Annotated in this window: 21 protein-coding genes; 11 read left to right on the top strand and 10 right to left on the bottom strand. The window is 69.4% G+C overall.

What is annotated here, in order from left to right:
• Window positions 1–222 precede the first annotated feature (222 nt).
• Window positions 223–840 (top strand): AAA family ATPase, encoded by a 618-nt coding sequence (locus ACQPYZ_RS10255; protein ID WP_433167221.1) that lies wholly within the window; start codon window positions 223–225, stop codon window positions 838–840.
• Here ACQPYZ_RS10255 and ACQPYZ_RS10250 read toward each other — a convergent pair.
• Window positions 829–1,845 (bottom strand): PQQ-binding-like beta-propeller repeat protein, encoded by a 1,017-nt coding sequence (locus ACQPYZ_RS10250; protein ID WP_433167220.1) that lies wholly within the window; start codon window positions 1,843–1,845, stop codon window positions 829–831. The two genes, ACQPYZ_RS10255 and ACQPYZ_RS10250, sit on opposite strands and share 12 nt — an antisense overlap.
• Window positions 1,846–1,929: 84 nt before the next feature.
• On the opposite strand from ACQPYZ_RS10250, the gene dnaN reads away from it, so the two are divergent.
• Entirely contained in the window at window positions 1,930–3,063 is a 1,134-nt protein-coding gene (dnaN, locus tag ACQPYZ_RS10245) for a DNA polymerase III subunit beta (RefSeq protein WP_433167219.1), read from the top strand.
• A 10-nt stretch (window positions 3,064–3,073) separates the two neighbouring features.
• Here dnaN and ACQPYZ_RS10240 read toward each other — a convergent pair whose 3' ends face one another.
• Window positions 3,074–3,844 carry an alpha/beta fold hydrolase gene (locus ACQPYZ_RS10240; RefSeq protein ID WP_433167218.1) on the bottom strand — a complete coding sequence of 257 codons (771 nt, stop codon included), beginning with the start codon at window positions 3,842–3,844 and terminating at the stop codon, window positions 3,074–3,076.
• A gap of 183 nt (window positions 3,845–4,027) precedes the next feature.
• Between ACQPYZ_RS10240 and ACQPYZ_RS10235 the strand changes: the two genes are divergently transcribed.
• The 3 genes from ACQPYZ_RS10235 (at window position 4,028) to ACQPYZ_RS10225 (ending at window position 6,222) form a co-directional block, all read left to right on the top strand.
• A complete protein-coding gene (locus ACQPYZ_RS10235) occupies window positions 4,028–4,978 on the top strand; it encodes a LysR family transcriptional regulator (protein ID WP_433167217.1) in 951 nt (316 codons plus the stop codon).
• Window positions 4,979–5,187: 209 nt separating this feature from the next.
• On the top strand, window positions 5,188–5,349 hold the full coding sequence (locus ACQPYZ_RS10230; protein ID WP_433167216.1) for a hypothetical protein: 162 nt from the start codon (window positions 5,188–5,190) through the stop codon (window positions 5,347–5,349).
• Window positions 5,350–5,463: 114 nt separating this feature from the next.
• The gene (locus ACQPYZ_RS10225; RefSeq protein WP_433167215.1) at window positions 5,464–6,222 is read left to right on the top strand and encodes a GntR family transcriptional regulator; all 759 of its coding nucleotides are present in this window, start codon (window positions 5,464–5,466) and stop codon (window positions 6,220–6,222) included.
• A 73-nt stretch (window positions 6,223–6,295) separates the two neighbouring features.
• Here the strand turns inward: ACQPYZ_RS10225 and ACQPYZ_RS10220 are convergent, their stop codons facing one another.
• The 5 genes from ACQPYZ_RS10220 to ACQPYZ_RS10200 all read right to left on the bottom strand — a co-directional run bounded on the left by ACQPYZ_RS10220 (window position 6,296) and on the right by ACQPYZ_RS10200 (window position 13,522).
• The gene (locus ACQPYZ_RS10220; RefSeq protein ID WP_433167214.1) at window positions 6,296–6,829 is read right to left on the bottom strand and encodes a hypothetical protein; all 534 of its coding nucleotides are present in this window, start codon (window positions 6,827–6,829) and stop codon (window positions 6,296–6,298) included.
• Window positions 6,830–6,831: 2 nt separating this feature from the next.
• The gene (locus ACQPYZ_RS10215; protein ID WP_433167213.1) at window positions 6,832–8,238 is read right to left on the bottom strand and encodes an Nramp family divalent metal transporter; all 1,407 of its coding nucleotides are present in this window, start codon (window positions 8,236–8,238) and stop codon (window positions 6,832–6,834) included.
• A gap of 156 nt (window positions 8,239–8,394) precedes the next feature.
• Window positions 8,395–10,536: an acetate--CoA ligase family protein gene (locus ACQPYZ_RS10210; protein WP_433167212.1), complete on the bottom strand. Its 2,142-nt coding sequence runs from the start codon at window positions 10,534–10,536 to the stop codon at window positions 8,395–8,397.
• A gap of 30 nt (window positions 10,537–10,566) precedes the next feature.
• On the bottom strand, window positions 10,567–11,793 hold the full coding sequence (frc, locus tag ACQPYZ_RS10205; RefSeq protein ID WP_433167211.1) for a formyl-CoA transferase: 1,227 nt from the start codon (window positions 11,791–11,793) through the stop codon (window positions 10,567–10,569).
• Window positions 11,794–11,806: 13 nt separating this feature from the next.
• The gene (locus ACQPYZ_RS10200; RefSeq protein WP_433167210.1) at window positions 11,807–13,522 is read right to left on the bottom strand and encodes a thiamine pyrophosphate-binding protein; all 1,716 of its coding nucleotides are present in this window, start codon (window positions 13,520–13,522) and stop codon (window positions 11,807–11,809) included.
• A 138-nt stretch (window positions 13,523–13,660) separates the two neighbouring features.
• Here ACQPYZ_RS10200 and ACQPYZ_RS10195 point away from each other — a divergent pair, with 138 nt between their 5' ends.
• Window positions 13,661–13,939 (top strand): hypothetical protein, encoded by a 279-nt coding sequence (locus ACQPYZ_RS10195; RefSeq protein ID WP_433167209.1) that lies wholly within the window; start codon window positions 13,661–13,663, stop codon window positions 13,937–13,939.
• Here the strand turns inward: ACQPYZ_RS10195 and ACQPYZ_RS10190 are convergent.
• Together ACQPYZ_RS10190 and ACQPYZ_RS10185 are read right to left on the bottom strand one after the other, a co-directional pair.
• Window positions 13,870–14,463: a hypothetical protein gene (locus ACQPYZ_RS10190; RefSeq protein ID WP_433167208.1), complete on the bottom strand. Its 594-nt coding sequence runs from the start codon at window positions 14,461–14,463 to the stop codon at window positions 13,870–13,872. The genes ACQPYZ_RS10195 and ACQPYZ_RS10190 overlap by 70 nt on opposite strands.
• Window positions 14,460–15,836 (bottom strand): MFS transporter, encoded by a 1,377-nt coding sequence (locus ACQPYZ_RS10185; protein WP_433167207.1) that lies wholly within the window; start codon window positions 15,834–15,836, stop codon window positions 14,460–14,462. The genes ACQPYZ_RS10190 and ACQPYZ_RS10185 overlap by 4 nt, the downstream gene beginning before the upstream one ends.
• Window positions 15,837–15,985: 149 nt before the next feature.
• Between ACQPYZ_RS10185 and sucC the strand changes: the two genes are divergently transcribed.
• From sucC to ACQPYZ_RS10170, 3 genes are read left to right on the top strand one after another with little or no spacing between them, the layout of a single operon-like run.
• On the top strand, window positions 15,986–17,140 hold the full coding sequence (gene sucC / locus ACQPYZ_RS10180; RefSeq protein ID WP_433167206.1) for an ADP-forming succinate--CoA ligase subunit beta: 1,155 nt from the start codon (window positions 15,986–15,988) through the stop codon (window positions 17,138–17,140).
• 10 nt (window positions 17,141–17,150) lie between these two features.
• Entirely contained in the window at window positions 17,151–18,044 is an 894-nt protein-coding gene (gene sucD, locus ACQPYZ_RS10175; protein ID WP_433167205.1) for a succinate--CoA ligase subunit alpha, read from the top strand.
• Entirely contained in the window at window positions 18,041–18,916 is an 876-nt protein-coding gene (locus ACQPYZ_RS10170) for a 2-hydroxy-3-oxopropionate reductase (protein ID WP_433167204.1), read from the top strand. Before sucD ends, ACQPYZ_RS10170 begins: the two co-directional genes overlap by 4 nt.
• 310 nt (window positions 18,917–19,226) lie before the next feature.
• On the opposite strand, the gene ACQPYZ_RS10165 is transcribed toward ACQPYZ_RS10170, so the two are convergent.
• A complete protein-coding gene (locus ACQPYZ_RS10165; RefSeq protein WP_433167203.1) occupies window positions 19,227–20,261 on the bottom strand; it encodes a LacI family DNA-binding transcriptional regulator in 1,035 nt (344 codons plus the stop codon).
• 125 nt (window positions 20,262–20,386) lie between these two features.
• Between ACQPYZ_RS10165 and ACQPYZ_RS10160 the strand changes: the two genes are divergently transcribed.
• Both ACQPYZ_RS10160 and ACQPYZ_RS10155 read left to right on the top strand, forming a co-directional pair.
• Complete coding sequence (locus tag ACQPYZ_RS10160) at window positions 20,387–21,292, top strand: carbohydrate ABC transporter permease (protein WP_433167202.1); 906 nt, start codon at window positions 20,387–20,389, stop codon at window positions 21,290–21,292.
• The gene (locus tag ACQPYZ_RS10155; RefSeq protein ID WP_433167201.1) at window positions 21,289–22,206 is read left to right on the top strand and encodes a carbohydrate ABC transporter permease; all 918 of its coding nucleotides are present in this window, start codon (window positions 21,289–21,291) and stop codon (window positions 22,204–22,206) included. Before ACQPYZ_RS10160 ends, ACQPYZ_RS10155 begins: the two co-directional genes overlap by 4 nt.
• The last annotated feature ends 1 nt before the right edge of the window (window position 22,207 follow it).

The following is a 22,207-nucleotide window of genomic DNA, read 5'->3' as shown; positions in this document are numbered from 1 at the left end:
CGCCAGGCCAACACCAACCGAGCCAACCCCGGCCGAGCCAGCACCGGCCCGGTCAACACCGGCCCGGCCAGCACCGGCCAGGCCAGCAGCAGGCACAGTCGACCAGCCGTGCGGGTGCGGCTCTCAGGGTTTTTCCAGGGACTTCTCAGCGGGCTTTGTGGGCCGAGCGGGAACGTCGTCCGTCTAACTGGGTGTTGTAACCACTGAGACAAGAGGACGGAGATGGCTGTGGCAGGTATGGGGATCGCGGTGGCGCCGGGGACCCACCTGGCGCAGGACAGGGACGAGCTGCGGTTCCCGCAGGACTCGGTGGTGGTGCTCGCCGGGATCCCGGGGGCTGGGAAGACGACGCTGCTGCGGCGACTGTTCCCGGTAGGCGGTGACCACCAGGGCGTGCAGGTGTTCGACTCCGAGCGCCTGCGTGCGCAGTGGATGCCAGTTCTCGGCGTCGTCCCATATGCAGCCTGGCGGCCACTGCTGCATCTCGCGTACTACGTGAAGGCGCTCAGCGCGATGCGGACCGGGCCCATGCTTCTCCACGACTGCGCGACCCGGCCGTGGGTACGGCGCTTGATCGGTTGGCGGGCGAAGCGGTCCGGGCTCCAGGTGCACCTCGTGCTGCTCGACGTACCGGGTGACGTGGCTCGGTCCGGTCAGTGGGCCCGTGGACGGGTCGTGCGGTCGGGAAGCATGGAGACGCACTGCCGACGGTGGCCTGAGCTGCTGGAGCAGGCGGTTGTCGATCCGAGTCAGGTAGTGCCTGGCGCCGTGTCCGCCGTCGTACTCAGCCGACGCCAAGCGAGTCAGCTCGAGCGCATCAGGTTCGATTCAGCCGGCTAAGCGGAGTCGAGTGAGGGTGCCTTCGTCGCTTGACGTGGTCCAGATGCTGCCGAAGGCAATCAGCAGACTGCCGGCGGTCAGGGGTTGTTCCGGCGTGATGCGCTCGACAACTTCGCCGGTGCCCGGATCGAGCTTGGTGATCGTCCCGTCGGCCGAGCGCAGCCAGATCGCGTCGGCCGTTGCGATCAGGTCGCCGTTCGAGCCTGCGCTGAGGTTGCCGTAGACGGACGGTACGGCGAGCTCGCGGCTCAACCGCGTGAGGCCGTCACCGGTGTCGATCCAGAACCCGTCTCCGGCCGCCACCGCCAGGCGTGGAGCCGGCAGCGAGGCGTTCGCGACCACCGCGCCGCTCGTCGCGTCCAGCGCGACCACCTTGCCCTCTGTGGCCGAGGTCGCGACCACCCGATCGCCCTGTGCTGTCAACTGCAGGCACCGAACACCGAGCGGGTACGACGTGAACCGTCCGGTCGTTGGATCCACAACGCCGGCCGACGAGCCGTTGGCGGTCAGCACCCACAAGCCACGGGACGTGAACGGCATCGCCAGCTGGTCGAAGACCTTGTCGACGGCAACCCGGCGGACGATCCGGCGCGTGGCAGGGTCGAGCTGTACGACCCCGATGCCGTCGTCGCCGGTCGCGCAGGCCCAGACCGACGCACGGTCGGCGCCGATGCCCTGGCAGTACTCGTTCTCGTCCGACGTGGTGTCGACCTTGGTCTCGCCGGTCACCCGATTGGTCCGCGGATCCACCCGGACGACGCGGCCGTCGTCGGTCTTGACCCAGACCGCACCTGCCGCGGCGGCGAGGCCGTCACCGTTCGCCACCGAGATGACGGCTTGCTGCCGCTCGGCGTACGTCGCCGTCGTGGCTGGGGCCGCTGACGTCGTGATCGGCACGCTGGGCGAGGTGGACGCCGTCGGCTCGGACGAACAGCCGGCGACGACCGCGAGTGCTGCCACGATCGAGATCCGTCCCCACAACGGCGCTCGATGGTGCGTGAGCATGGCCACAGTATGCGCCCCGAGGCACCCACGGGAAATGTCGGTGGCGGGTGATTGGCTCGAACCTCTCGATGGGGAGGAGTGGGCGTGAAGGTTCGGGTTGGTCGTGAGGTGCTGGCCGAGGCGGTCGGGTGGGTGGCGAAGGGGCTGCCGAGCCGGCCGAGTGTGCCGATCCTGTCCGGGATGCTGGTCGAGGCCGCGGACGGGCGGGTGACGCTGTCCGGGTTCGACTACGAGAGTTCGGCGCAGGTGAGTGTGCCGGCCGAGGTCGCCGACGAGGGGCGGTATCTGGTGTCCGGGCGGTTGCTCGCCGGGATCTGCCGCAGCATGCCGCGCGAGTCCGTGGACCTGAGCGGTGACGCCGCACGCGTGCACGTGACCAGCGGGACGTCGCGCTTCGTGCTGCAGACCTTGCCCTTGAACGAGTATCCGGCCCTTCCCGAGCTGCCGAAGGCAACGGGTGTCGTGAGCGGCGCGGTGCTGGCCCGCGCGGTCGCCCAGGTCGTGAGCGCGGCCGGGCGGGACGACACCTTGCCGGTCTTCACCGGGATCCGGGTCGAGATCCGGGGTTCGACGATCTCCCTGCTGGCCACGGATCGGTACCGATTGGCGCTCCGCTCATTCGAGTGGGAGCCCGTCGACGCCGGCGTCGAGGCGAACGCGCTGGTCCCGGCCAAGCTGCTCGCCGACGTGTGCAAGGCGATGGCCGGTGACGAGCTCACCCTCGCGCTCGGTTCGACCCGCACAGGGGACGGGTTGATCGGGTTCGAGGGTGCGGGCCGGCGGGCGACGAGCCGACTGATCGACGGCGAGTTCCCGAAGGTGCGCAGCCTGATCCCGGCGCCGTCCGCTGTCACCACCGCGGTCCGCGTGGAGACCGCCGCCCTGGTCGAGGCGGTCAAGCGGGTCGCGCTGGTCGCGGAGCGGTCGACACCGGTGCGGATGACGTTCGCGGACGGGACGGCGACCTTGGACGCGGGCAGCGGCGAGGAGGCGCAGGCGTCGGAGTCGGTGGAGGTCAGCCTGACCGGGGAGCCCGTGGTGATGGGATTCAACGCCGGCTATCTGCTGGACGGGCTGGCGTCGATCGGTGCACCGGTCGCCCACTTCGCGTTCACCCAGCCGACGAAGCCGGCCAACCTGACCGGCCTCCGCTCCCCCGACGACGAGCCGACCGACGCATCGGCGTACATCCTGATGCCGATGCGCCTGCCGACCTGAGGCTCAACGCTCAGCGCTCACCCAGGAAGTAGCCGCTCAGGACAGCGGCCAACGTCTCCGGCGCCAGCGTGTGGAACGTCCCGTCGTGCCCTTCCGCCGTCCCGTGCGGGAGTGCAGCGGCCGCCTCACGGGTCGCCCGCTGCATCCACTCCGGGCTGGCGTTGCTCCAGAGCGCGAGCACCGGCACAGCCACCGACGACAACAGCGAGACGGGTACGGCGCTGTCCCGCATCTGCAGGCCGTCGTACACGAGCGTGTGCGCCATCGCCTCCAGCCCGGCCCACATCGGCGTCTCCCGGATCTGGTCGACGACCTCCTTGGGCTGACCGACCGCCTCCACCATGAACAGCTCGGCCGCACCGCCGGGGTTGCCGGCGTCGACGTACTCCTGCAGCCGCTCGAGGTACCGCTCCGGCGCCGGCGGCGCGCCCTCGACCCGGAACGGCGGCTCCATGATCGCGAGCTTCTCGAACGGCAGGCCGGCCTGCAGCATCACCATCGCCCCGGACGAGAACGCGCAGGCGTACCGGGCACCGGTCGCCGTGCGGATCGCGTCCAGGTCCTCCCACTCCCGCTCGACCGCGTACGGCGTGGTGTCGCCGGAGTCACCGCGTCCGCGCCGGTCGTAGCTGACCACCGTGAACGTCGCGGCGAGCGCCTCGGCGTACGGCGTGAAGAACGACCGGTCGGTGAACGCGCCGGCGACGAGCACCAGGCCGGGCCCGCTGCCGTAAGTGTCGTACGCGAGCTCGGTGCCGTCCTTGGAGACCACCTTGTCCATCACTGCTCCTTTTCAACGGGATTCCCTGCTCATCCGTCGAACGACCGCCCCGGGAACAGACCCCCGCGCAATGTGAGCCCCGTCACAGGACTCGCGCACCCTACCGGCACCTTGCACCGCTCACTACAGTTGGATTATGTATACAGACAGCTGGTATGCGATCCACAGCAAGAGCGGGTTCTGATGCTGCTCCGCCAGCTGGAGTACCTCGTCGCCCTGGCCCGGGAGAAGCACTTCGCCCGGGCCGCCGACGCGTGCTACGTCTCCCAGCCGTCGTTGTCCGCCGCGATCCGCAAGCTCGAGCAGGAGCTCGACGTACCGATCGTCCGCCGCGGCCGCCGGTTCGAGGGCCTCACCCCGGAGGGTGAGCGCGTGCTGCTGTGGGCGCAGCGGATCCTCGCCGAGCAGGACGCCCTGCGGCACGAGCTGTCGATGATGCGCGGCGGCCTGACCGGAACGCTCCGGCTCGGCGCGATCCCGACGGCGATGCCGGTCGTCTCGCTGCTCACCACACCGTTCTGCGAACGGCACACGAGCGCGAAGGTGACGATCGAGTCGCTGTCGTCGCGGGACATCACCCAGAAGCTCGCCGAGTTCGACCTGGACGTCGCGATGACCTACCTCGACGACGACACCCTCGGCCAGGTCCGCAAGACCCCGCTGTACGAGGAGCGCTATCTGCTGCTCACCCCGCAGCACACCGCGCTGGCCGAGTTGCCGGTGGCAACGTGGGCGCAGGTCGCCGAGCTGCCGCTGTGCCTGCTGTCCCCGGACATGCGGAACCGCCGGATCATGAACGGGTACTTCACCGACGACGGCGTCACCGCCTCGCCGGCGATCGAGAGCGACACGGTCTCCGGCCTCTACAGCCACCTGCACGGCAACCACTGGTCGACGGTGATCTCGCACGCGTGGTTGCACATGTTCGGCGTACCCGACGGGATGCGCGTCGTACCGCTGAAGAGCCCGGCGCACGGTCCGCGGGTCGGGCTGGTGATCGCTGCCCGCAGCCCGGAGCCGGTGCTCGCCCGCGCGCTGCTCGAGGTGGCCCGCCTGGCCGGCGTCCACAAGGCGCTCGACGACCTGCTCGACGTTCACTTGATGGGTTCGGGCTATTCCGGACAGCTTCTCTGAGAGCTCGCGTCTATCAGCCGATAGCGAGCGGGTCTTTGACCGCCCGGCCATGCCTGGGCGACGGTGGAAGTACCTCGAAGCGTGTAATGCGGATCACGCACGGGGTAACCGGGATCACGTGAGACGTGGGCATAACCGGTGAGTACGGCTGGTTGAATGTATACAGAAGGCAGAATTCAAACACGCTCCACCGAGGAGCAGGAAGGGTCATGATGATTTTCACGCGGAGGTTCGGTGCTCTGGCGGCACGCCCGCAGTTCCCGGATGCCCCGGAGCTGCAGCAGGAGATCGACCTGGACGTCGAGCTCGCCCGCGAGCTGGCCCAGCTCACCGACGAGGACACCCGGCGCCGGGACGAGACCGCCGCCTGACCCCAGCGCGCCGAGGGTCTCGGCGCTGAAATCATAGGCCCGGTCATGGCACTTGGTAGACTGTCTACCAAGTGCCATCCTGATCTCCTCAGTGTTCGTTCCGGGAAGGACCTCATGACGACCATCAGCACGGGAACCACCGACCCCGTCTCCCCCGGCGTCCGGCACGTCAAGCGGCCGACGCCGCTGCGCGAGTCCGTCTACGAGGCCCTCACCGAGATGATCATCGACGGCACCCTCGAGCGCGGCCGGCACCTGGTCGAGGTCGAGCTGGCGGGCATGCTGGGCGTCTCCCGGCAGCCGGTCCGGGAGGCTCTGCAGCGGCTCAACAACGAGGGCTGGGTGGATCTGCGCCCGGGTTTCGGCGCGATGGTGCACGTGCCCGCCGAGGACGAGGTCGACCAATTGCTGGCGGCCCGCGCGGCGCTGGAGTCGGAGTCCGCGCGGCTCGCGGCCCGGCACGCGACCAAGGACGACGTCGCCCGGCTCCGCGAGTTGTGCAAGGTCGGGACGGCGTACCACGAGGCCGGCGACATCGACGGCGCCGTCCGGACGAACGGCGAGCTGCACAGCCTGATCACGCAGATGTCCGGCAACAGGTTCCTGGTGGACTTCGCCGCACAGGTGGATCGCCGCGTCCGGTGGTACTACACGCCCGTCGCCCCCGCGCGGGGTGCGGCGTCCTGGCGGGAGCACAACCGGCTGGTGAAGGCGATCAGCGAGGGCGACGAGGACAAGGCCGCGCAGACCATGCGCGAGCACACCGAGCACACCCGGAAGGCGTACCACGACCTCCAAGCCGCCAACGGCCAGGACGAGGCCCCCGAGGAGCCCGAGGCGACCCCGCGCCGGCGCCGCCGTACGCCGAGCTGACCGGTCGGCACCGCGCCCCGGGCACAGAACAGTCGCCCGCAACCACGAGAGCTGCGGGCGACTGGCGGGGGAATCAGGCGACACGTTTCTTGCGGCCTCGGGCGGTGGCGGCCTTGCGGGCCTCGAGCGCCTGAGCCAGGTGGACGTACTGCTGGACCGTCCGCCGGGCGTAGACGTTGTGGTCGAGGATGCGCGGCCACCAGTGGCGGCCGATCTGCTCGTGCATCCAGAGGAAGCCGATCGCGAATCCCATGCTCACCAGCGCACGGAAGGCGAGGAACTTCCACGGTTCGGGTGGCAGGCCCGGCGCGCCGGTGACCGCCCACTCGGTGGCCACCGAGTGCACGAGCAGAGCGAGCGGGAAGCCGATCACCCAGTAGACCGCCGCCGGCGCGAACACCCCGGCGGGGACCTTGCCCAGCGCGACCAGGACTGCGTACCCGGCCCCGAAGAGGACCAGCGGGATGCCCAGGCCGAGGCCGGTGACCACGGCCCAGCCGGCGGGCTGGCCGACGAATGCGGCCAGACCACCGGCGATGACCCCGGCCGCGGCGCCGACCGCTGCGGCCGGTACGGCGAACTCCGCCAACTGCTTGACCTCGGCCATGATCAGCCCACGACCACGCCGAAGCGCACCAGGCTGTAGAACAGCAGCCCGAGGTAGAACACCGCGCCGAACCCGATGATCACGTTGCGCACCGGCCCCGGCCGGATCGGTTTCGGCAGCAGCTTGTTGTTCACCAGGAGCAGGACGACGCAGTACGCGCCCATCGCGAACGTGGACAGGAAGGCGAGGATGTCCAGGATGCCCGCGGGACCGTCGGCCGGCCCGAACAGCAGGATCAGGATGCCGAAGGTGATCACGCCCCAGAGGAACCCGGCGTACAGCCTCGACATCGAGAACCGCTTGGCTCCCGGCACGAAGTAGTACGTCATGTCCGCCTGGCCGCGGGAGAACGAGTCGAACAACCCCAGGGTCGCGTTCAGCCCGATCAGCGCGATGAAGCCGAAGAACAGCGAGCCGAGGATCGGGCCGCCGGCCGAGGCGAAGGCATCCGACATGGCGCCCAGCGCCGCCTCCCGGTCACCGCCCTCGATCAGGCTCGCCACGTTCGGGTTCGTCCGGGCCGCCGACATGGCGAGCACCGTGAACGAGACCGTGACCAGCATGGTGATACCCCAGAAGAGCAGCAGCGCGTCGAAGGTCACCCACTTGCGCCAGCCCTTCCACTTCTGCATCTCGGCCGGGTCCTCGGTGTCGAACATGAAGCCCCGCGACGGCATCGACTCGGCCTCGCCGGCCGACCGCAGACCGCGGATCTTCGGGATGTGCGACCCCATCGCGGCCCCGCTGTCACGCAGTTGCAGCGTGTACCACATCTGCTGCATGCCGGACGGTCCGGCGAACGCGATCGAGCCGACCACGATCGGGAACCAGGCCTCGGACAGCGCCTTGTCCGGGAAGTAGCCGAACGCGAACATGCCCGAGAGCGTGTTCGCCAGGTCGTCCCAGCTGCCGACGATCGCCGCGATCACCGACGTACCGACGACCAGCAGGCCGATCAGCAGGCCGAGCAGCTTCTCCAGGAAGTTGTAGATCACCGAGAGCATGCTGAACAGCACCCCGACGAAGATCAGCGCGACGCAGGCCGAGACCTGCCAGGGTATGCCGCTGACCTCCTCGAACGCGGCGGCGCCGGCCGACAGGTGGCCGGGCCACATGTAGATCAGGATCGCCGCGACGTAGAAGAACCACATCAGCGGTTTGAAGATCCGGGCCGCGCCGAAGAAGATGCTCTCGCCGGTGGCCATCGCGTACCGGGCCATCTCCAGCAGCACGAACGCCTGCAGGGTGACACCGACCATGAACAGCCAGCGGATGTCCGGCCCGAACACCAGGACGAGCCGGGGCCACATGTAGGACTCGCCCATACCGACGCCCAGCGCGACCAGGAAGACGGTCGGACCGAGGATGTGCAGCGAGGGCGGGGCGTCCGGAAGCTTCCGGATCGGCATCGGTTCGAGCCTGCCCGCTTTCCAGACCTTCTCGGTCACAGCTGCCGCGGCCGGCCCATCGGGTACTTCTGAGGTGTTGCTTGTGACGTCCAAGGCGGACTCCTTAGATTGACGCCAACGAGCTGATCAACGCTCCCCCGCGCTCCTTTCCTCCAATCAACCGAGCGGGCCGGCGTTGCGGGCCCAGCGATACTTTGCACCAAGCACCTGGACCGGTGTCTCGGTGGTGTACGGGTATGCGACCACACCGTGGTCGAACAGGTACTGACTGGCTTCCTCGACCTCGACGTCACCGGACAGCGAGGCCACCACCGGCTTGTCGATCCCCTTCGCGCGGTACTCCTCGACCACCTCGGCGACCAGCTTCGCGAACACCATCGGCGGGGTGACGATCGTGTGCCAGTAGCCCAGGATCAGCGCGTGGATCCGCTCGTCCTCGAGGCCGAGCGCGATGGTGTTCCGGTACGTCGACGGCGGCTCGCCGCCCGTGATGTCCACCGGGTTGCCGGAGGCACCGAACGGCGGGATGAACTTCTTGAACGCCTCGTCCAGGTCGGCCGGCATCGACATCAGCTGCAGGCCGTTGTCGACGCACGCGTCCGACAGCAGTACGCCGGAACCGCCGGCGCCGGTGATGATGACGACGTTCTCGCCCTTCGGCGTCGGCAGCAGCGGGATGCCGCGGGCGAACTGGAGCATCTCGTTCAGCCCCGGCGCCCGGACCACGCCGCTCTGCCGGAGGATGTCGTCGTACACCTTGTCGTTGCCGGCCAGGGCGCCGGTGTGCGAGCTGGCCGCCCGCGCGCCCATGTCCGTCCGGCCGGCCTTCAGCACGACGACCGGCTTCTTCTTCGACACCCGGGCCGCCGTCTCGGCGAACGCCCGGCCGTCCTTGAGATCCTCCAGGTGCATGGCGATCAGATTGGTGTTGTCGTCGTTCTCGAAGAACGTCAGGAGGTCATCCTCGTCGATGTCGGCCTTGTTGCCTACCCCAACGATCGCGGAGACGCCCATCCGGCTGGAGCGGCTGAACCCGAGGATCGCCATCCCGATGCCGCCGCTCTGTGACGACAACGCGACACTGCCGCGGACGTCGTACGGCGTGCAGAACGTCGCGCACAGGCTCTCCGGCAGGTAGTAGTAGCCGTAGATGTTCGGTCCCAGGATGCGGACGCCGTGCTTGCGGGCGATCGCGACGACCTCGTCCTGGAGCTCCTGCTCGCCGGTCTCGGCGAAGCCGGACGGGATCAGGATCGCGCCGGCCACGCCCTTCTCGCCGCACTGCTCGAGCGCCCCGCCGACGAACTTCGCCGGTACGGCGAACACCGCGACGTCGACGTCCCCGGGGACGTCGGTGATCGACGGGAACGCCTTCAGCCCGAGGATCTCGTCGGCCTTCGGGTTGATCGGGTAGATGTCGCCCTGGTAGCCGCCGTTGACCAGGTTCTTCATCACCGAGTTGCCGATCTTGCCGGTCTCGTTCGAGGCCCCGATCACCGCGACCGCGCGCGGTTTCATGATCCGGGTCATCGCGGTCAGGATCTCTTCCTGGCTGTACCGCTCGACCGGCTTGCCGGCCTCGGCGTCCACGATGATCCGGAAGTCCACCGCGGTGGCGCCGTCCGGCCCGACGAGCACCGGGTTCAGGTCCACCTCGGCGAACTGCGGGAAGTCGGTGACCAGGTCGGACAGCCGCTTGATCAGGTCGGCGACCGCCTCCTTGTCGACCGGCCGCGCGCCGCGGACGCCTTCGAGCATCTCGTGCGCGCCGATCCCGTCCACCATCGCCCGGGCCTCATCGGCCGCCAGCGGGGCGAGCCGGAAGGTGACGTCCTTGAGCACCTCGACCAGGACGCCACCCAGTCCGAACGCGACCACCTTGCCGAACGTCTGGTCGGTGACCGCACCGACGATGACCTCCTGCACGTCACCGCCGGTCACCAGCATCTTCTGCACCTGGACGCCGGTGATGTCGGCATCCGGCTTGTAGGCTTTCGCATTGTCGACAATCCGCGCGTAGGCCTCCTTCGCGGCCTCCTCGGAGTCGACCCCGACGACCACGCCGCCGGCGTCGGTCTTGTGCAGGATGTCCGGCGAGACGATCTTCAGCACGACCGGGAAGCCGATCTCGGCCGCGAGACCGGCCGCTCCCTCGGCAGTCGTGGCCAGCCCCTCGCCCGGCGTCGGGATGCCGTACGCGTCCGCGACCTGCTTGGCCTCGGGTGCGCTCAGCGAGGTACGGCCGTCCGCCAGAGCCTGGTCGAGGATGGTCCGGACTGCTGCCTTGTCATACGTCATGCCATGAGCTCCATTCCCAGGAAGTGTGCGTCAGACGACGCCGGCGGCCTTGAGTTGCTCGAGCTCACCCGCGTCGATGCCGAGCGAGCCGTAGACGACGGTGTTGTGCTCGCCCAGGCCGGGTGAGGTCTCCACCTGGACCGGGGAGTCGGACAGCTTGATCGGGCAGCCGACGGTCTTGAAGCTGCCCCGCTGCGGGTGCTTCACCTCGACCACGGCGCCGAGCTCGGCCAGCGTCTCGTCCTCGATCAGTTCGCGGGTGGACATGATCGGCCCGCACGGCACGTTCAGCGCGTTGAGCTTGTCCATCACCTCGAACTTGGTGTGCTGCTCGGTCCACTGCTCGATCAGCGCGAACATCTTGTCGAGCTTGTCCAGCCGGGCCACCGGGGTGGACCAGTCCGGGTCGTCGGCGAGCTCGGGCTTGCCGATCAGGTTCGCGATCGGGGCCCAGCCGGGCGGCTGGACGATCACGTAGATGTAGTCGTTCGGACCGCCGGGCGCGCACCGCAGCGCCCAGCCGGGCTGCCCGCCGCCGGAGGCGTTCCCCGACCGCGGCACCTCGTCGCCGAAGTGCTCGTTCGGGTACTCGCGCAGCGGCCCGTGGGCGAGCCGCTGCTGGTCGCGCAACTTGACCCGGGTCAGGTTGAGCACCGCCTCCTGCATGGCCACGCTGACCCGCTGGCCCTTGCCGGTGTTGGTCCGCTGGTAGAGCGCGGCCAGGATGCCGGCCACCAGGTGGATGCCGGTGCCGGAGTCGCCGATCTGGGCGCCGGTGGCGGTCGGCGGACCGTCCTCGAAACCGGTCGTACTCATCGCGCCGCCCATCGCCTGGGCGACCACCTCGTAGGCCTTGAAGTCCTCGTACCGGCCCGGGCCGAAGCCCTTGATCGAGGCGTAGATCAGCTGCGGGTTGATCAGCTGCAGCCGGTCCCAGGTGAAGCCCATCCGGTCGATCGCGCCGGGGGCGAAGTTCTCCACCAGGATGTCGACGTCCTTCACCAGGTCGGTGAAGATCTCCTTGCCGCGCTCGGACTTCATGTTCAGCGTGATGCTGCGCTTGTTGCAGTTCAGCATCGTGAAATAGAGGCTGTCGACGTCCGGCAGGTCGCGCAGCTGCTGGCGGGTGATGTCACCGGTGGGCGCCTCGAGCTTGATGACGTCGGCGCCGAGCCAGGCGAGGATCTGGGTACAGGACGGTCCGGACTGCACGTGCGTCATGTCGAGTACACGGACACCTTCGAGGGCCTTCGGCATGCTGGGGTCCCCTCTACTTGTACATGGTCTGGTTCATGGTTCCGGGGGCGTACGCGTCCGGGTCGACCCAGACGTTGATCAGTGACGGCAGCCCGGACTCGCGGGCGCGCTGCATGGCCGGCCCGATGTCCTTGGGGTCGCGGACCTCCTCGCCGTACCCGCCGAGCATCTTGGCGAACTCGTCGTACTTGACGTCCCCGAGCGTGTTGCCGACGCGGCCGCGGGCCTCGCCGTACTTCGCCTCCTGGCCGTAGCGGATCTGGTTCATCGACGAGTTGTTGCCGACGACCCCGACGAACGGGAGGTTGAAGCGGACCAGGGTCTCGAAGTCCCAGCCGGTGAGCGAGAAGGCGCCGTCACCGAAGAGCGCGACGACCTCCTTGTCCGGCCGGGCGTACTTGGCCGCCATCACGAACGGGATGCCGACGCCGATGGTGCCCAGCGGGCCCGGGTCCATCCAGTGGCCGGGCGACTTCGGCTGGACCACGCCGCCGGAGAAGGTGACGATGTCCCCGCCGTCGCCGATGTAGATCGAGTCCTCGGTGAGGAACTCGTTGATCTCGTGCGCCAGCCGCAGCGGGTGGATCGGGTTCGCGTCCGAGAGCTGCCGCGGCAACCGCTTCTGGTACGCCGCGTCCTCCTCGGCCCGCAGTTCGGCGAACCACGCCTTCCGGTCGGCCTTCCGGACCCGGCCGGAGGAGGCCTGGGTGACGGCGGCCAGGATCGCGCCCGGGTCGCCGACCAGGCCGAGGTCGATGTCGCGGTTCTTGCCGACGGTGCGGTAGTCCATGTCGATCTGGACCACGGTCGCGTTCTTCGGCAGCCGGCGGCCGTACCCCATCCGGAAGTCGAACGGCGTACCGACGATCAGGATCAGGTCGGCGTTGTTGAAGCCGTACCGCCGGGACAGGTGGAAGTGGTGCGGGTCGCCGGGCGGCAGCGTGCCGCGGGCCGAGCCGTTCATGAACGCCGGTACGTCGAGCTGCCGGACGAACTCGATCGCCGCGTCACTGCCGCGCGAGGTCCACACCTGGGTGCCGAGCAGCACCACCGGCTTCTCGGCCCGGGCCAGCAGGTCGGCCAGCGCCTCGATGTTCGCCGGGTCGCCGATGCTCCTGGTGGAGGCGCGGTACCGGCCGGGCTCGGGGACGGTCGCGGAGTCCACCGGGACCGAGTTGTCCAGGATGTCGCGCGGGATCTCCAGGAACGACGGGCCGGGGGCGCCGTTGTAGCACTCGCGGAACGCCATCGAGACCATGTCCGCGACCCGGGCGGTGTGCGGCACGGTCGCGGCGAACTTCGTGATCGGCGTCATCATGTCGACGTGCGGCAGGTCCTGCAGGGACCCCATCTTGTGCTGGTTCAGCGCGCCCTGGCCGCCGATCAGCAGCATCGGGCTCTCGGCCCGGAAGGCGTTCGCGACGCCGGTGACCGCGTCCGTCGTCCCCGGGCCGGCGGTGACCACCGCGCACCCGGGCTTGCCGGTCATCCGGGCGTAGCCGTCGGCCGCGTGCGCGGCGACCTGCTCGTGCCGGACGTCGACCACCGCGATGCCCTCGTCGACGCAGCCGTCGTAGATGTCGATGATGTGACCGCCACAGAGGGTGAAGATCACGTCGATCCCCTCGGCCTTCAGGGCCTTCGCGACCAGGTGGCCGCCTGAGATCGTCGCCGGTTCCGGCTCCTTGACGTCCGCGACTGGTTGGGTCTCCGACACTGTCTGCGCCATCTGCAGTCATCTCCTCGGAAGGGCCGGGATTCGCCCCTGTGGTCGATACAGCAATGTAGATTGCATACCGTATGGTGTAGTCGTAGTCTTATCGCACGCCGCGGTGGTTGTCCAGAGTTCGCTCCCCAGGAGGCTGCGATGACGATTCACGACGATCTCGACCGGACCCGCCAGGCCGTGCAGGCACTGGAGAAATCCCTGCTGGCGTTGAGGAATCAGCTCGGTCCGCATCTCGACGTACTGCGGCTGATGGACGACCTGGACCGGTGTTCGGCGGACCTGAGCCGGCTCGAGCAGCAGGTCCGCGCACCGCGGCGGCAGGAGCTCGTGGTGATCCCCGACGGGGACTACGACCACGCGTTCTGGGCCGACGTCGAACACGAGGGCCTCGGCGCCCCCGGCCGGCGGGCACCGTGAGCCGCGAGACACTGCTTGAGGAGCTGACGTAGGCGGAGGTCGCGGTCGCCGTCCGGGCATCGGGCGGTGACCGCGACTGCTTCCGCGGCCTGTTCGGTGGCGACGAAGGTCCGGTAGAACGGCTCGCTCCACCCGAGCCGGCCGAGGAGCGGCAGCCACCAACGGGCCGCTCCTCCGGGCTCGTCCTGTCCGGTCAGCAGATGCAGCGCGGTCCAATGCGCGTTCGCCAACCGGACGCGTTCGTCCTTGGTCACCTCCCCGCCGGCCAGCGCGGTCGACACGCAGAGGGCGACCACCCGGGCTGCGGGCTCGAATCCGGGTCGCGCGGTGTCGATGAAACTCGACGCGAAGGGCAGCAACGCCCGGCGGCCCGCCGAACTGCTGTGGTCGTGCACTGCCCGCGCCACCGCACTCAACGTCGGATGCACGCACGTCGGCCGATCGGTCCACGGCTCGCGGGCCAGCTTCGACACCAACTCCATCACGCAGGGATCGGGCCGGACGACCCGCCCGTAGCCGCTCATTCGCCCGACCCGGCGACCGGCGTCCCCAGCTGTGGCCGGACCGGTAGCGCCGGCCGTCCGGGCTGTTTCAGTAGCCGCACACCCAACGCAGTCAGTACGCCGAGCAGCCCGGCCCCGAGGAACAGCGGCCGGTAACCGACCGCGGCGACGACCGACGCCGCGACTCCGACGCCGAGCAGTCCGCCGGCGGCTTTGGCGGAGTACAGGATCGCCTGGTTCTGCAGCAGGCTGTTCTCGCCGAAGAACTCCAGCACGAGATTCGCCATGATCGCGTAGAACGCCCCGCCGCCGAGCCCGGCGAACATCGCGCACAGCACGAACGCCCACCCGGCTCCGGCTTCCCCGGCGACCACCAGCCCGACGTGCGTGAACCCCTCGACCATCAGTACGGCGGCCAGCACCCGACGCCGGCCGAACTGGTCGGACAGGTTCCCGGCCAGCGACCGGCCAAGACCGTTGACCGCGGCAAGCATTCCGGCTGCGAACCCGGCAACCGCGACACCCAAATCCGCCGTGACCGCGTAGCTCACCACGAACGCGATGCCGAACAGGGACAACGCCGTACTGACCGCGAGCAGCAGCCACATCAGCGGCAACGCTCCGGTCCGCATCGCCTCGGCCGGACGGTAGTGGCGGACCGCGGGCAGGTTGTGCGGGATGTTGCGGTTGAGCTTGCGGTCGACCGCCCATGCCTGCGCGTCGATGTCCGCGGGCCACCAGTGCCGCGGCGGATCCTTCAGCACTCCACCGGCGACCAGCACCACCAGCACACTGACGAGGGCCGCGAGGTCGAACACGATCCGCTGCCCGCCCGCGGATTGGAAGATTGTCAACAATGCGATGCTCGGTACGGCGCCGACCGCGAAACCACCCGTGACGAAGCCGATCGTGGCGGTCCGCCGGTCCGGGAACCACCGGGCCGCGGTCGTGATGCAGGCGGCGTACACCAGACCGGCACCGGCTCCGCCGACGATCGCGTAGCCGAGCACCACCAGCGGGTAGCTGTCCGCATGCGCGAGCGTCGCGAGGCCGACCGCGGCGAGCAATCCGCCGCCGACCACGAGCTGGGTCGGCGAGGCACGGCGTACGCGCTGGGCCCAGGCGGCCGGGATGGCGATCAGTGCCTGGCAGGCGACGAAGACGGCGAGCAGCCACATCGTCGCCACGGCACCCCAGCCACGACCGTCCTGCAGCCCGAGCGCGGCGGTGCCGAAGGAGTACTGCAACGGGCTGATGGCGACCATGCAGGCCCAGGCGGCCCACAGTTGCCACCGCCGGGAGTGCCCGGTCAGGTCTCGCGCATCTTCGCCGATCCGGTAGCGCCGACCGTACACATCGCGCACGTCCCGGGGCGTTGGAGTCGCGTGGTTCATCGTCGCCTCCTGACTACTGCATACCGTATGGAACTTTGGTACTCCTCTCAGAGTCGCCTGTCCAGACCCGGGGTGTTGCGGTCGAGCCCTTGTGACGCGATGTGCATACAGCATACAGTCGCCGATAACCCCGACCAGGAGGCGCGATCGTGGACCTGATGGAGTACCAAGCCAAGGAGTTGTTCGCCCGGCACGGCGTCCCGGTGACGCTCGGCCGGGTGATCGAGGACCCGGCCGACGCGGCCGCGGCGGCCGAGGAGCTGGGCGGTCGCGTGGTGGTGAAGGCCCAGGTCAAGACCGGTGGCCGGGGCAAGGCCGGCGGCGTGAAGCTGGCCGGCTCCCCCGCCGAGGCCGTCGACAGGGCCGGCGAGATCCTCAGCATGGACATCAAGGGCCACACCGTCCGCCGGGTTCTGCTCGCGCCGGCCGCCGACATCGCCGAGGAGTACTACCTCTCCTTCCTGGTCGACCGCGCCAACCGCGACTACCTCTGCATCGCCAGCACCGAGGGCGGCGTCGAGATCGAGGAGGTCGCGCACACGAACCCGGACGCGATCGCCAAGATCGCGATCGACCCGGCCGTCGGCGTGGACGAGGCCAAGGCGGCCGAGATCGTAGCGGCCGCGGGCTTCCCGGCCGGCGCGGAGGACGTCGTACGGCGGCTGTGGGACGTGTTCGTCGCCGAGGACGCCTCGCTGGTCGAGGTGAACCCGCTGGTGAAACTGGCCGACGGGACCCTCGAGGCCCTCGACGGCAAGGTCACGCTGGACGACAACGCGTCGTACCGGCACACCGACCACGCCGGGTTCGAGGACAAGGCGGCCGCCGATCCGCTCGAGGCCGCGGCCCAGGAGAAGGGCCTCAACTACGTCAAGCTGGACGGCTCGGTCGGCATCATCGGCAACGGCGCCGGCCTGGTCATGTCCACCCTCGACGTGGTCGCGTACGCCGGAGAGGCGTACGGCGGCGTGAAACCGGCGAACTTCCTGGACATCGGGGGTGGCGCGTCGGCCGAGGTGATGGCGAACGGTCTCGGCATCATCCTCGGCGACGCCCAGGTCCGCAGCGTGTTCGTGAACGTGTTCGGCGGCATCACCGCCTGCGACGCGGTCTCGAACGGCATCGTCCAGGCACTCGCGGTGCTGGGCGACACGGCGGACAAGCCGCTGGTGGTCCGGCTGGACGGCAACAACGTCGACGAAGGCCGCCGGATCCTTGCCCGGGCCAACCACCCGCTGGTGACCGTGGTGGACACGATGGACGGCGCGGCCGCCCGCGCCGCCGAACTCGCAGCACAGAACTAGGAGGCGTGAGATGGCGATCTTCCTGACCGAGCAGAGCCGGGTCGTCGTGCAAGGGATGACCGGGTCCGAAGGACAGAAGCACACCAGCCGGATGCTTGCCGCCGGCACCAACATCGTCGGCGGGGTGACTCCGGACAAGGGCGGCCGGTCGGTCGACTTCGCGAAGCGGTCGATCCCGGTCTACGGCTCCTGCGCCGACGCGGTGAAGGCAGCCGGCGCCGACGTCTCGGTGGTGTTCGTGCCGCCGCGGTTCACCAAGGGCGCGGTGATCGAGGCCGTCGACGCGGGGATTCCGCTCGTGGTCGTGATCACCGAGGGCGTCCCGGTGCACGACACCGCGGCGTTCTTCGCGCACGCGGCCGCCGCGGGGACTCGGATCATCGGGCCGAACTGCCCCGGCATCATCAGCCCGGGCCGGGCCAACGCCGGCATCATTCCCGCCGACATCGCGGGCCCCGGCCGGATCGGGCTGGTGTCGAAGTCGGGCACGCTGACGTACCAGATGATGTACGAGCTGCGGGACTTCGGGTTCTCCACCGCGATCGGGATCGGCGGTGACCCGATCATCGGCACGACGCACATCGACGCGCTGCAGGCGTTCCAGGACGACCCGGACACCGACGCGATCGTGATGATCGGCGAGATCGGCGGCGACGCCGAGGAGCGGGCGGCGGCGTTCATCAAGGACAACGTCACCAAGCCGGTCGTCGGCTACGTGGCCGGCTTCACCGCGCCCGAGGGCAAGACGATGGGCCACGCGGGCGCCATCGTCTCCGGCTCCTCCGGTACGGCGGCCGCCAAGCAGGAGGCCCTCGAGGCCGTCGGCGTCAAGGTCGGCAGGACGCCGTCGGAGACCGCCCAGCTGATGCGTGCGGTGATGGCCGTCGAGGAGGTTGCCGTATGACCGCGGTCGGCTTTGTCGGTCTCGGGATCATGGGGTCGCACATGGCCGCCAACCTGGTCCGCGCCGGACATGCCGTCACCGGGTACGACGTCGTACCGGCGGCGGTGGACCGGCTGGCACAGGCGGGCGGGAAGCCGGCCGCGGACCTCGCGTCCGCCGTCGCCGGAGCCGAGGTGGTGATCACGATGCTGCCGGACTCACCGCAGGTCGCCGACGTCGTGCTCGGTCCGCACGGCGTGCTCGCGGCGGTCCAGCCCGGCGTACTGCTGATCGACATGAGCTCGATCGCGCCGGAGACGTCACGTGAAGTGGCGACGGCCGGCGCCGAGCGCGGCGTACGCGTGCTGGACGCGCCGGTCAGCGGCGGCGAGCAGGGTGCGATCAAGGCATCGCTGTCGATCATGGTCGGCGGCGACGCGGCCGACTTCGAGGCGGCGACACCGATCCTCGAGGATCTCGGCCGGACCATCGTCCACGTCGGCGGTCACGGCGCCGGGCAGACCGTCAAGGCGGCGAACCAGTTGATGGTGGCCGGCATCATCGGCCTGGTCAGCGAGGCGATCGTGCTGCTCGAGGCCTCCGGCGTCGACGGCGAACGCGGCCTGGAGGTGCTCGCCGGCGGACTGGCCGGCAACCGCATCCTCGACCTCAAGGCGACCACGATGCTCGCCCGCCAGTTCGAGCCCGGCTTCCGGATCGACCTGCACCACAAGGACATGGGCATCGCGCTGGCCTCCGCCCGCGCGGCCGGCGTCGCCCTCCCCCTCACCGGAGTCGTCGCCCAGTTGGTCGCCGCCGCCCGCGCCCAAGGCCACGGCTCCCTCGACCACTCCGCCCTCCTGAAAGTCGTCGAACACCTCTCCGCCCGCTGACTTTCCTGGTTCACCCGGGCCGCGGCCACGTGCCCCTGCACGCCGTCGTGCATTTCCCTGGTTCACCAGCCAAATGGTGGGTTCTTCACCCGTATCCAGGGTGGAGAACCCACCAGGTGAAGGGTCCACCAGCCAAGTGGCGGCGGCGCGGGCGGGCCGAAGCGGCGGGGCAGGGCGGGCGGAGCTACGCGCGGGCGGGCTGGGCGCGGGCGCGCGGGCCGGGCTGAGCGCGGGCCGGCTAGGCGCGGGCGGGGCGGGCTAGGCGCGGGCGGGGCGGGCTAGGCGCGGGCGGGGCGGGGCGGGGTTGGGGTTAGGGGGTGCGGGGCGGGGCGGTGCTGCTGCGGACGACCAACTTGGTGGGTACGGCGACTGGGTCGTGGTGGTGTTCGCCGGCCTGGATCTCGCGGATGAGGGCGTCGACGCTGAGCCGGCCGACGTCGGTGAAGTTCTGCCGGATCGTGGTCAGCGGGGGCCAGAAGTGCGCGGCCTCCTCCATGTCGTCGAAGCCGACCACGCTGACGTCGTCCGGCACCACCCGCCCGGCCTCGTGCAGCGCGCGCAGCAGCCCGAGCGCCATCTGGTCGTTCGCGACGAACACGGCCGTCACGTCCGGGTTGGCGGCCAGCCGGCGGCCGGCCTCGTATCCGGACCCGGCCGACCAGTCGCCGTCCAGCACCGGTGGGACCTCGCGGCCACGCTCGGTCAGCGTCCGCTCCCAGGAACGCCGGCGCCGGTCGGCGGCGAACGACGTCGGTGGGCCGCCGAGGTGCCAGACGGTCTGGTGACCGAGGTCCAGCAGGTGCTCGGTGGCCTGCCGGGCGCCCTGCGCCTGGTCCGTGTCGACGATCGGGTAGTCGTAGTGGGCGCTGGAGTCGACCACGACGACCGGCAGCCCCTCGGGCAGCAGTACGCCGGCCTCGTCCAGGGTGTGCGCCTCGATCAGGATGATCACGCCGTCGACCGCCTGCTCGCCGAGCCGGCTGAACGCGTTCGTGACCGCGCGCTGGTTCACGTCGAGCACCGGCAGCAGGTTGATCGCGTAGCCGCTGATGGTGGCCGCCGCGGCGACCGCGTCCAGCGTCCGCGTCGTACCGAAGCTGGACAGCTCGAAGACGATCGCGCCGATGCTCCGGAACTGGCCGTTGCGCAGCGCCCGGGCGGCACTGTTCGGCCGGTAGCCGAGCTCGCGCATGGCGGCCTGGACCCGGTCCCGGGTGGTCGCGTCCACGTTGTGCCGGTCGTTCGCGACCCGGGACACGGTCTGACCGGACACGCCGGCCAGGCGGGCCACGTCGGCCATCGACGGTCCGCGCCGCCGCCGGACCGGAGACTCCTCGGCTGACATCCGACCCCTCCTCGCTTGTCCCGGAAGTGTAGACATGTTGACGTAAACACGCTACCGTCTCGGCGATCGATGTTGACGTCAACATCGCGTGTCGGCGACAAGTTTCGAAGGAGGCCGGCGGAGGGATGAGCGAGTCCGTGGCACTGCGCCGAAGGCGTGGGAGGTTCCGTCAGGACGGGAAGGGCTGGGTCTTCGTCGGCCCGTTCCTGGCCGTCTTCGCGCTCACCTTCCTGGCTCCGATCGGGTACGCGATCTACCTGAGTCTGTTCCGTGACCAGGCGTTCTTCGGCGGCACCGTGTTCGTCGGCCTGGACAACTACACCGAGGCGCTGCGCGACCCGAAGTTCTGGGAGGCGTTCGGCCGGGTCGCGGTGTTCCTGGTCGTCCAGGTGCCGGTGATGCTGGTGCTGGCCCTGCTCGCGGCGCTGGCGATCGACAGCGCCCGGCTGCACGCGGCCGGCTTCTTCCGGATCGTGATCTTCCTGCCGTACGCCGTCCCCGGCGTGGTCGCGGTGCTGATGTGGGGCTACATCTACGGCAACAACTTCGGCCTGGCCGCCGACCTGAACGAGCTGTTCGGCACGACCGCGATCCAGCCGCTGAGCGGCAGCTGGATGCTGCCGTCGATCGCCAACATCGTCACCTGGGAGTTCGTCGGCTACAACATGCTGATCTTCTACTCGGCGCTGCGCACGGTGCCGGGTGAGCTGTACGAGGCGGCCGCGATCGACGGCGCCGGGACGTTCCGGACGATCCGGGCGGTGAAGTTGCCGGCGCTGCGCGGCGCGATCGTGATCGCGACCATCTTCTCGATCATCGGCAGCTTCCAGCTGTTCAACGAGCCGAACATCCTGCGCACGCTGGCACCGAACGTGATCACGACGTACTACACGCCCAACATGTACGCCTACAACCTGTCCTTCGCCGGACAGCAGTTCAACTACTCCGCCACGATCGCGATCGTGATGGGCGTCATCACCGCGATCATCGCGTACGTCGTCCAGCTCCGCGGCTCCCGGGAGGCACTGTGACGACCACTATGGACGCGCCGCGCGTCGCCACGACCACGCGGACGGCGAACAAGAAGAGCGCGACCTCGCCGTTGCGGCCGAAACGGTCGCCGCTGCTGACCGGGGTGATGGTGCTCTACCTGATCTACACGCTGGTCCCCCTGGTCTGGCTGTTCATCAGCGCGACCAAGACGCAGAACGACCTGCTCTCCAGCCCGGGGCTGTGGTTCGGCAACAGCTTCGCGTTCTTCGACAACATCAAGGACACGCTGACCTACAACGACGGCATCTTCCTGCGCTGGCTCGGCAACACGGTGCTGTACGTCGTGGTCGGCGCCGGCGGTGCGACGCTGCTCGCGACCGCGGCCGGCTACGGCCTGGCGAAGTACAAGTTCGCCGGCCGGCGCGCGGTCTTCGCGGTGCTGCTCGGGGCGGTCGCCGTACCGGGGACGGCGCTGGCGGTGCCGACGTTCCTGATGTTCTCCAACCTCGGGCTGACGAACACGGTCTGGGCGATCATCATCCCCTCGCTGGTCAGCCCGTTCGGGCTCTACCTGATGTGGGTCTACGCGACCGACGCGATCCCGGTCGAGCTGCTCGAGGCAGCCCGGATCGACGGGGCCGGCGAGGTCCGGATTTTCTTCACCGTCGCCCTGCGACTGCTTGCCCCCGGCATCGTCACCACGCTGCTGTTCGCGGTGGTGTCGACCTGGAACAACTACTTCCTCCCGCTGATCATGCTCAGCAAACCCAACCTCTACCCCCTCACGGTCGGGCTCACCCAGTGGAGCAACCAGGCGACCGGCGTGGGGGCCCGCCCCATCTACAACCTGGTGATCACCGGATCGTTGCTGACGATCGTGCCCCTCGTGGTCGCCTTCCTCCTGCTCCAGCGGTTCTGGCAGTCCGGCCTGAGCGCAGGCAGCGTCAAGTGAA

The organism is Kribbella sp. CA-247076, assembly GCF_050942445.1.
GTDB lineage: Bacteria > Actinomycetota > Actinomycetes > Propionibacteriales > Kribbellaceae > Kribbella.
This window is presented reverse-complemented; position numbering and strand designations above follow the sequence as displayed.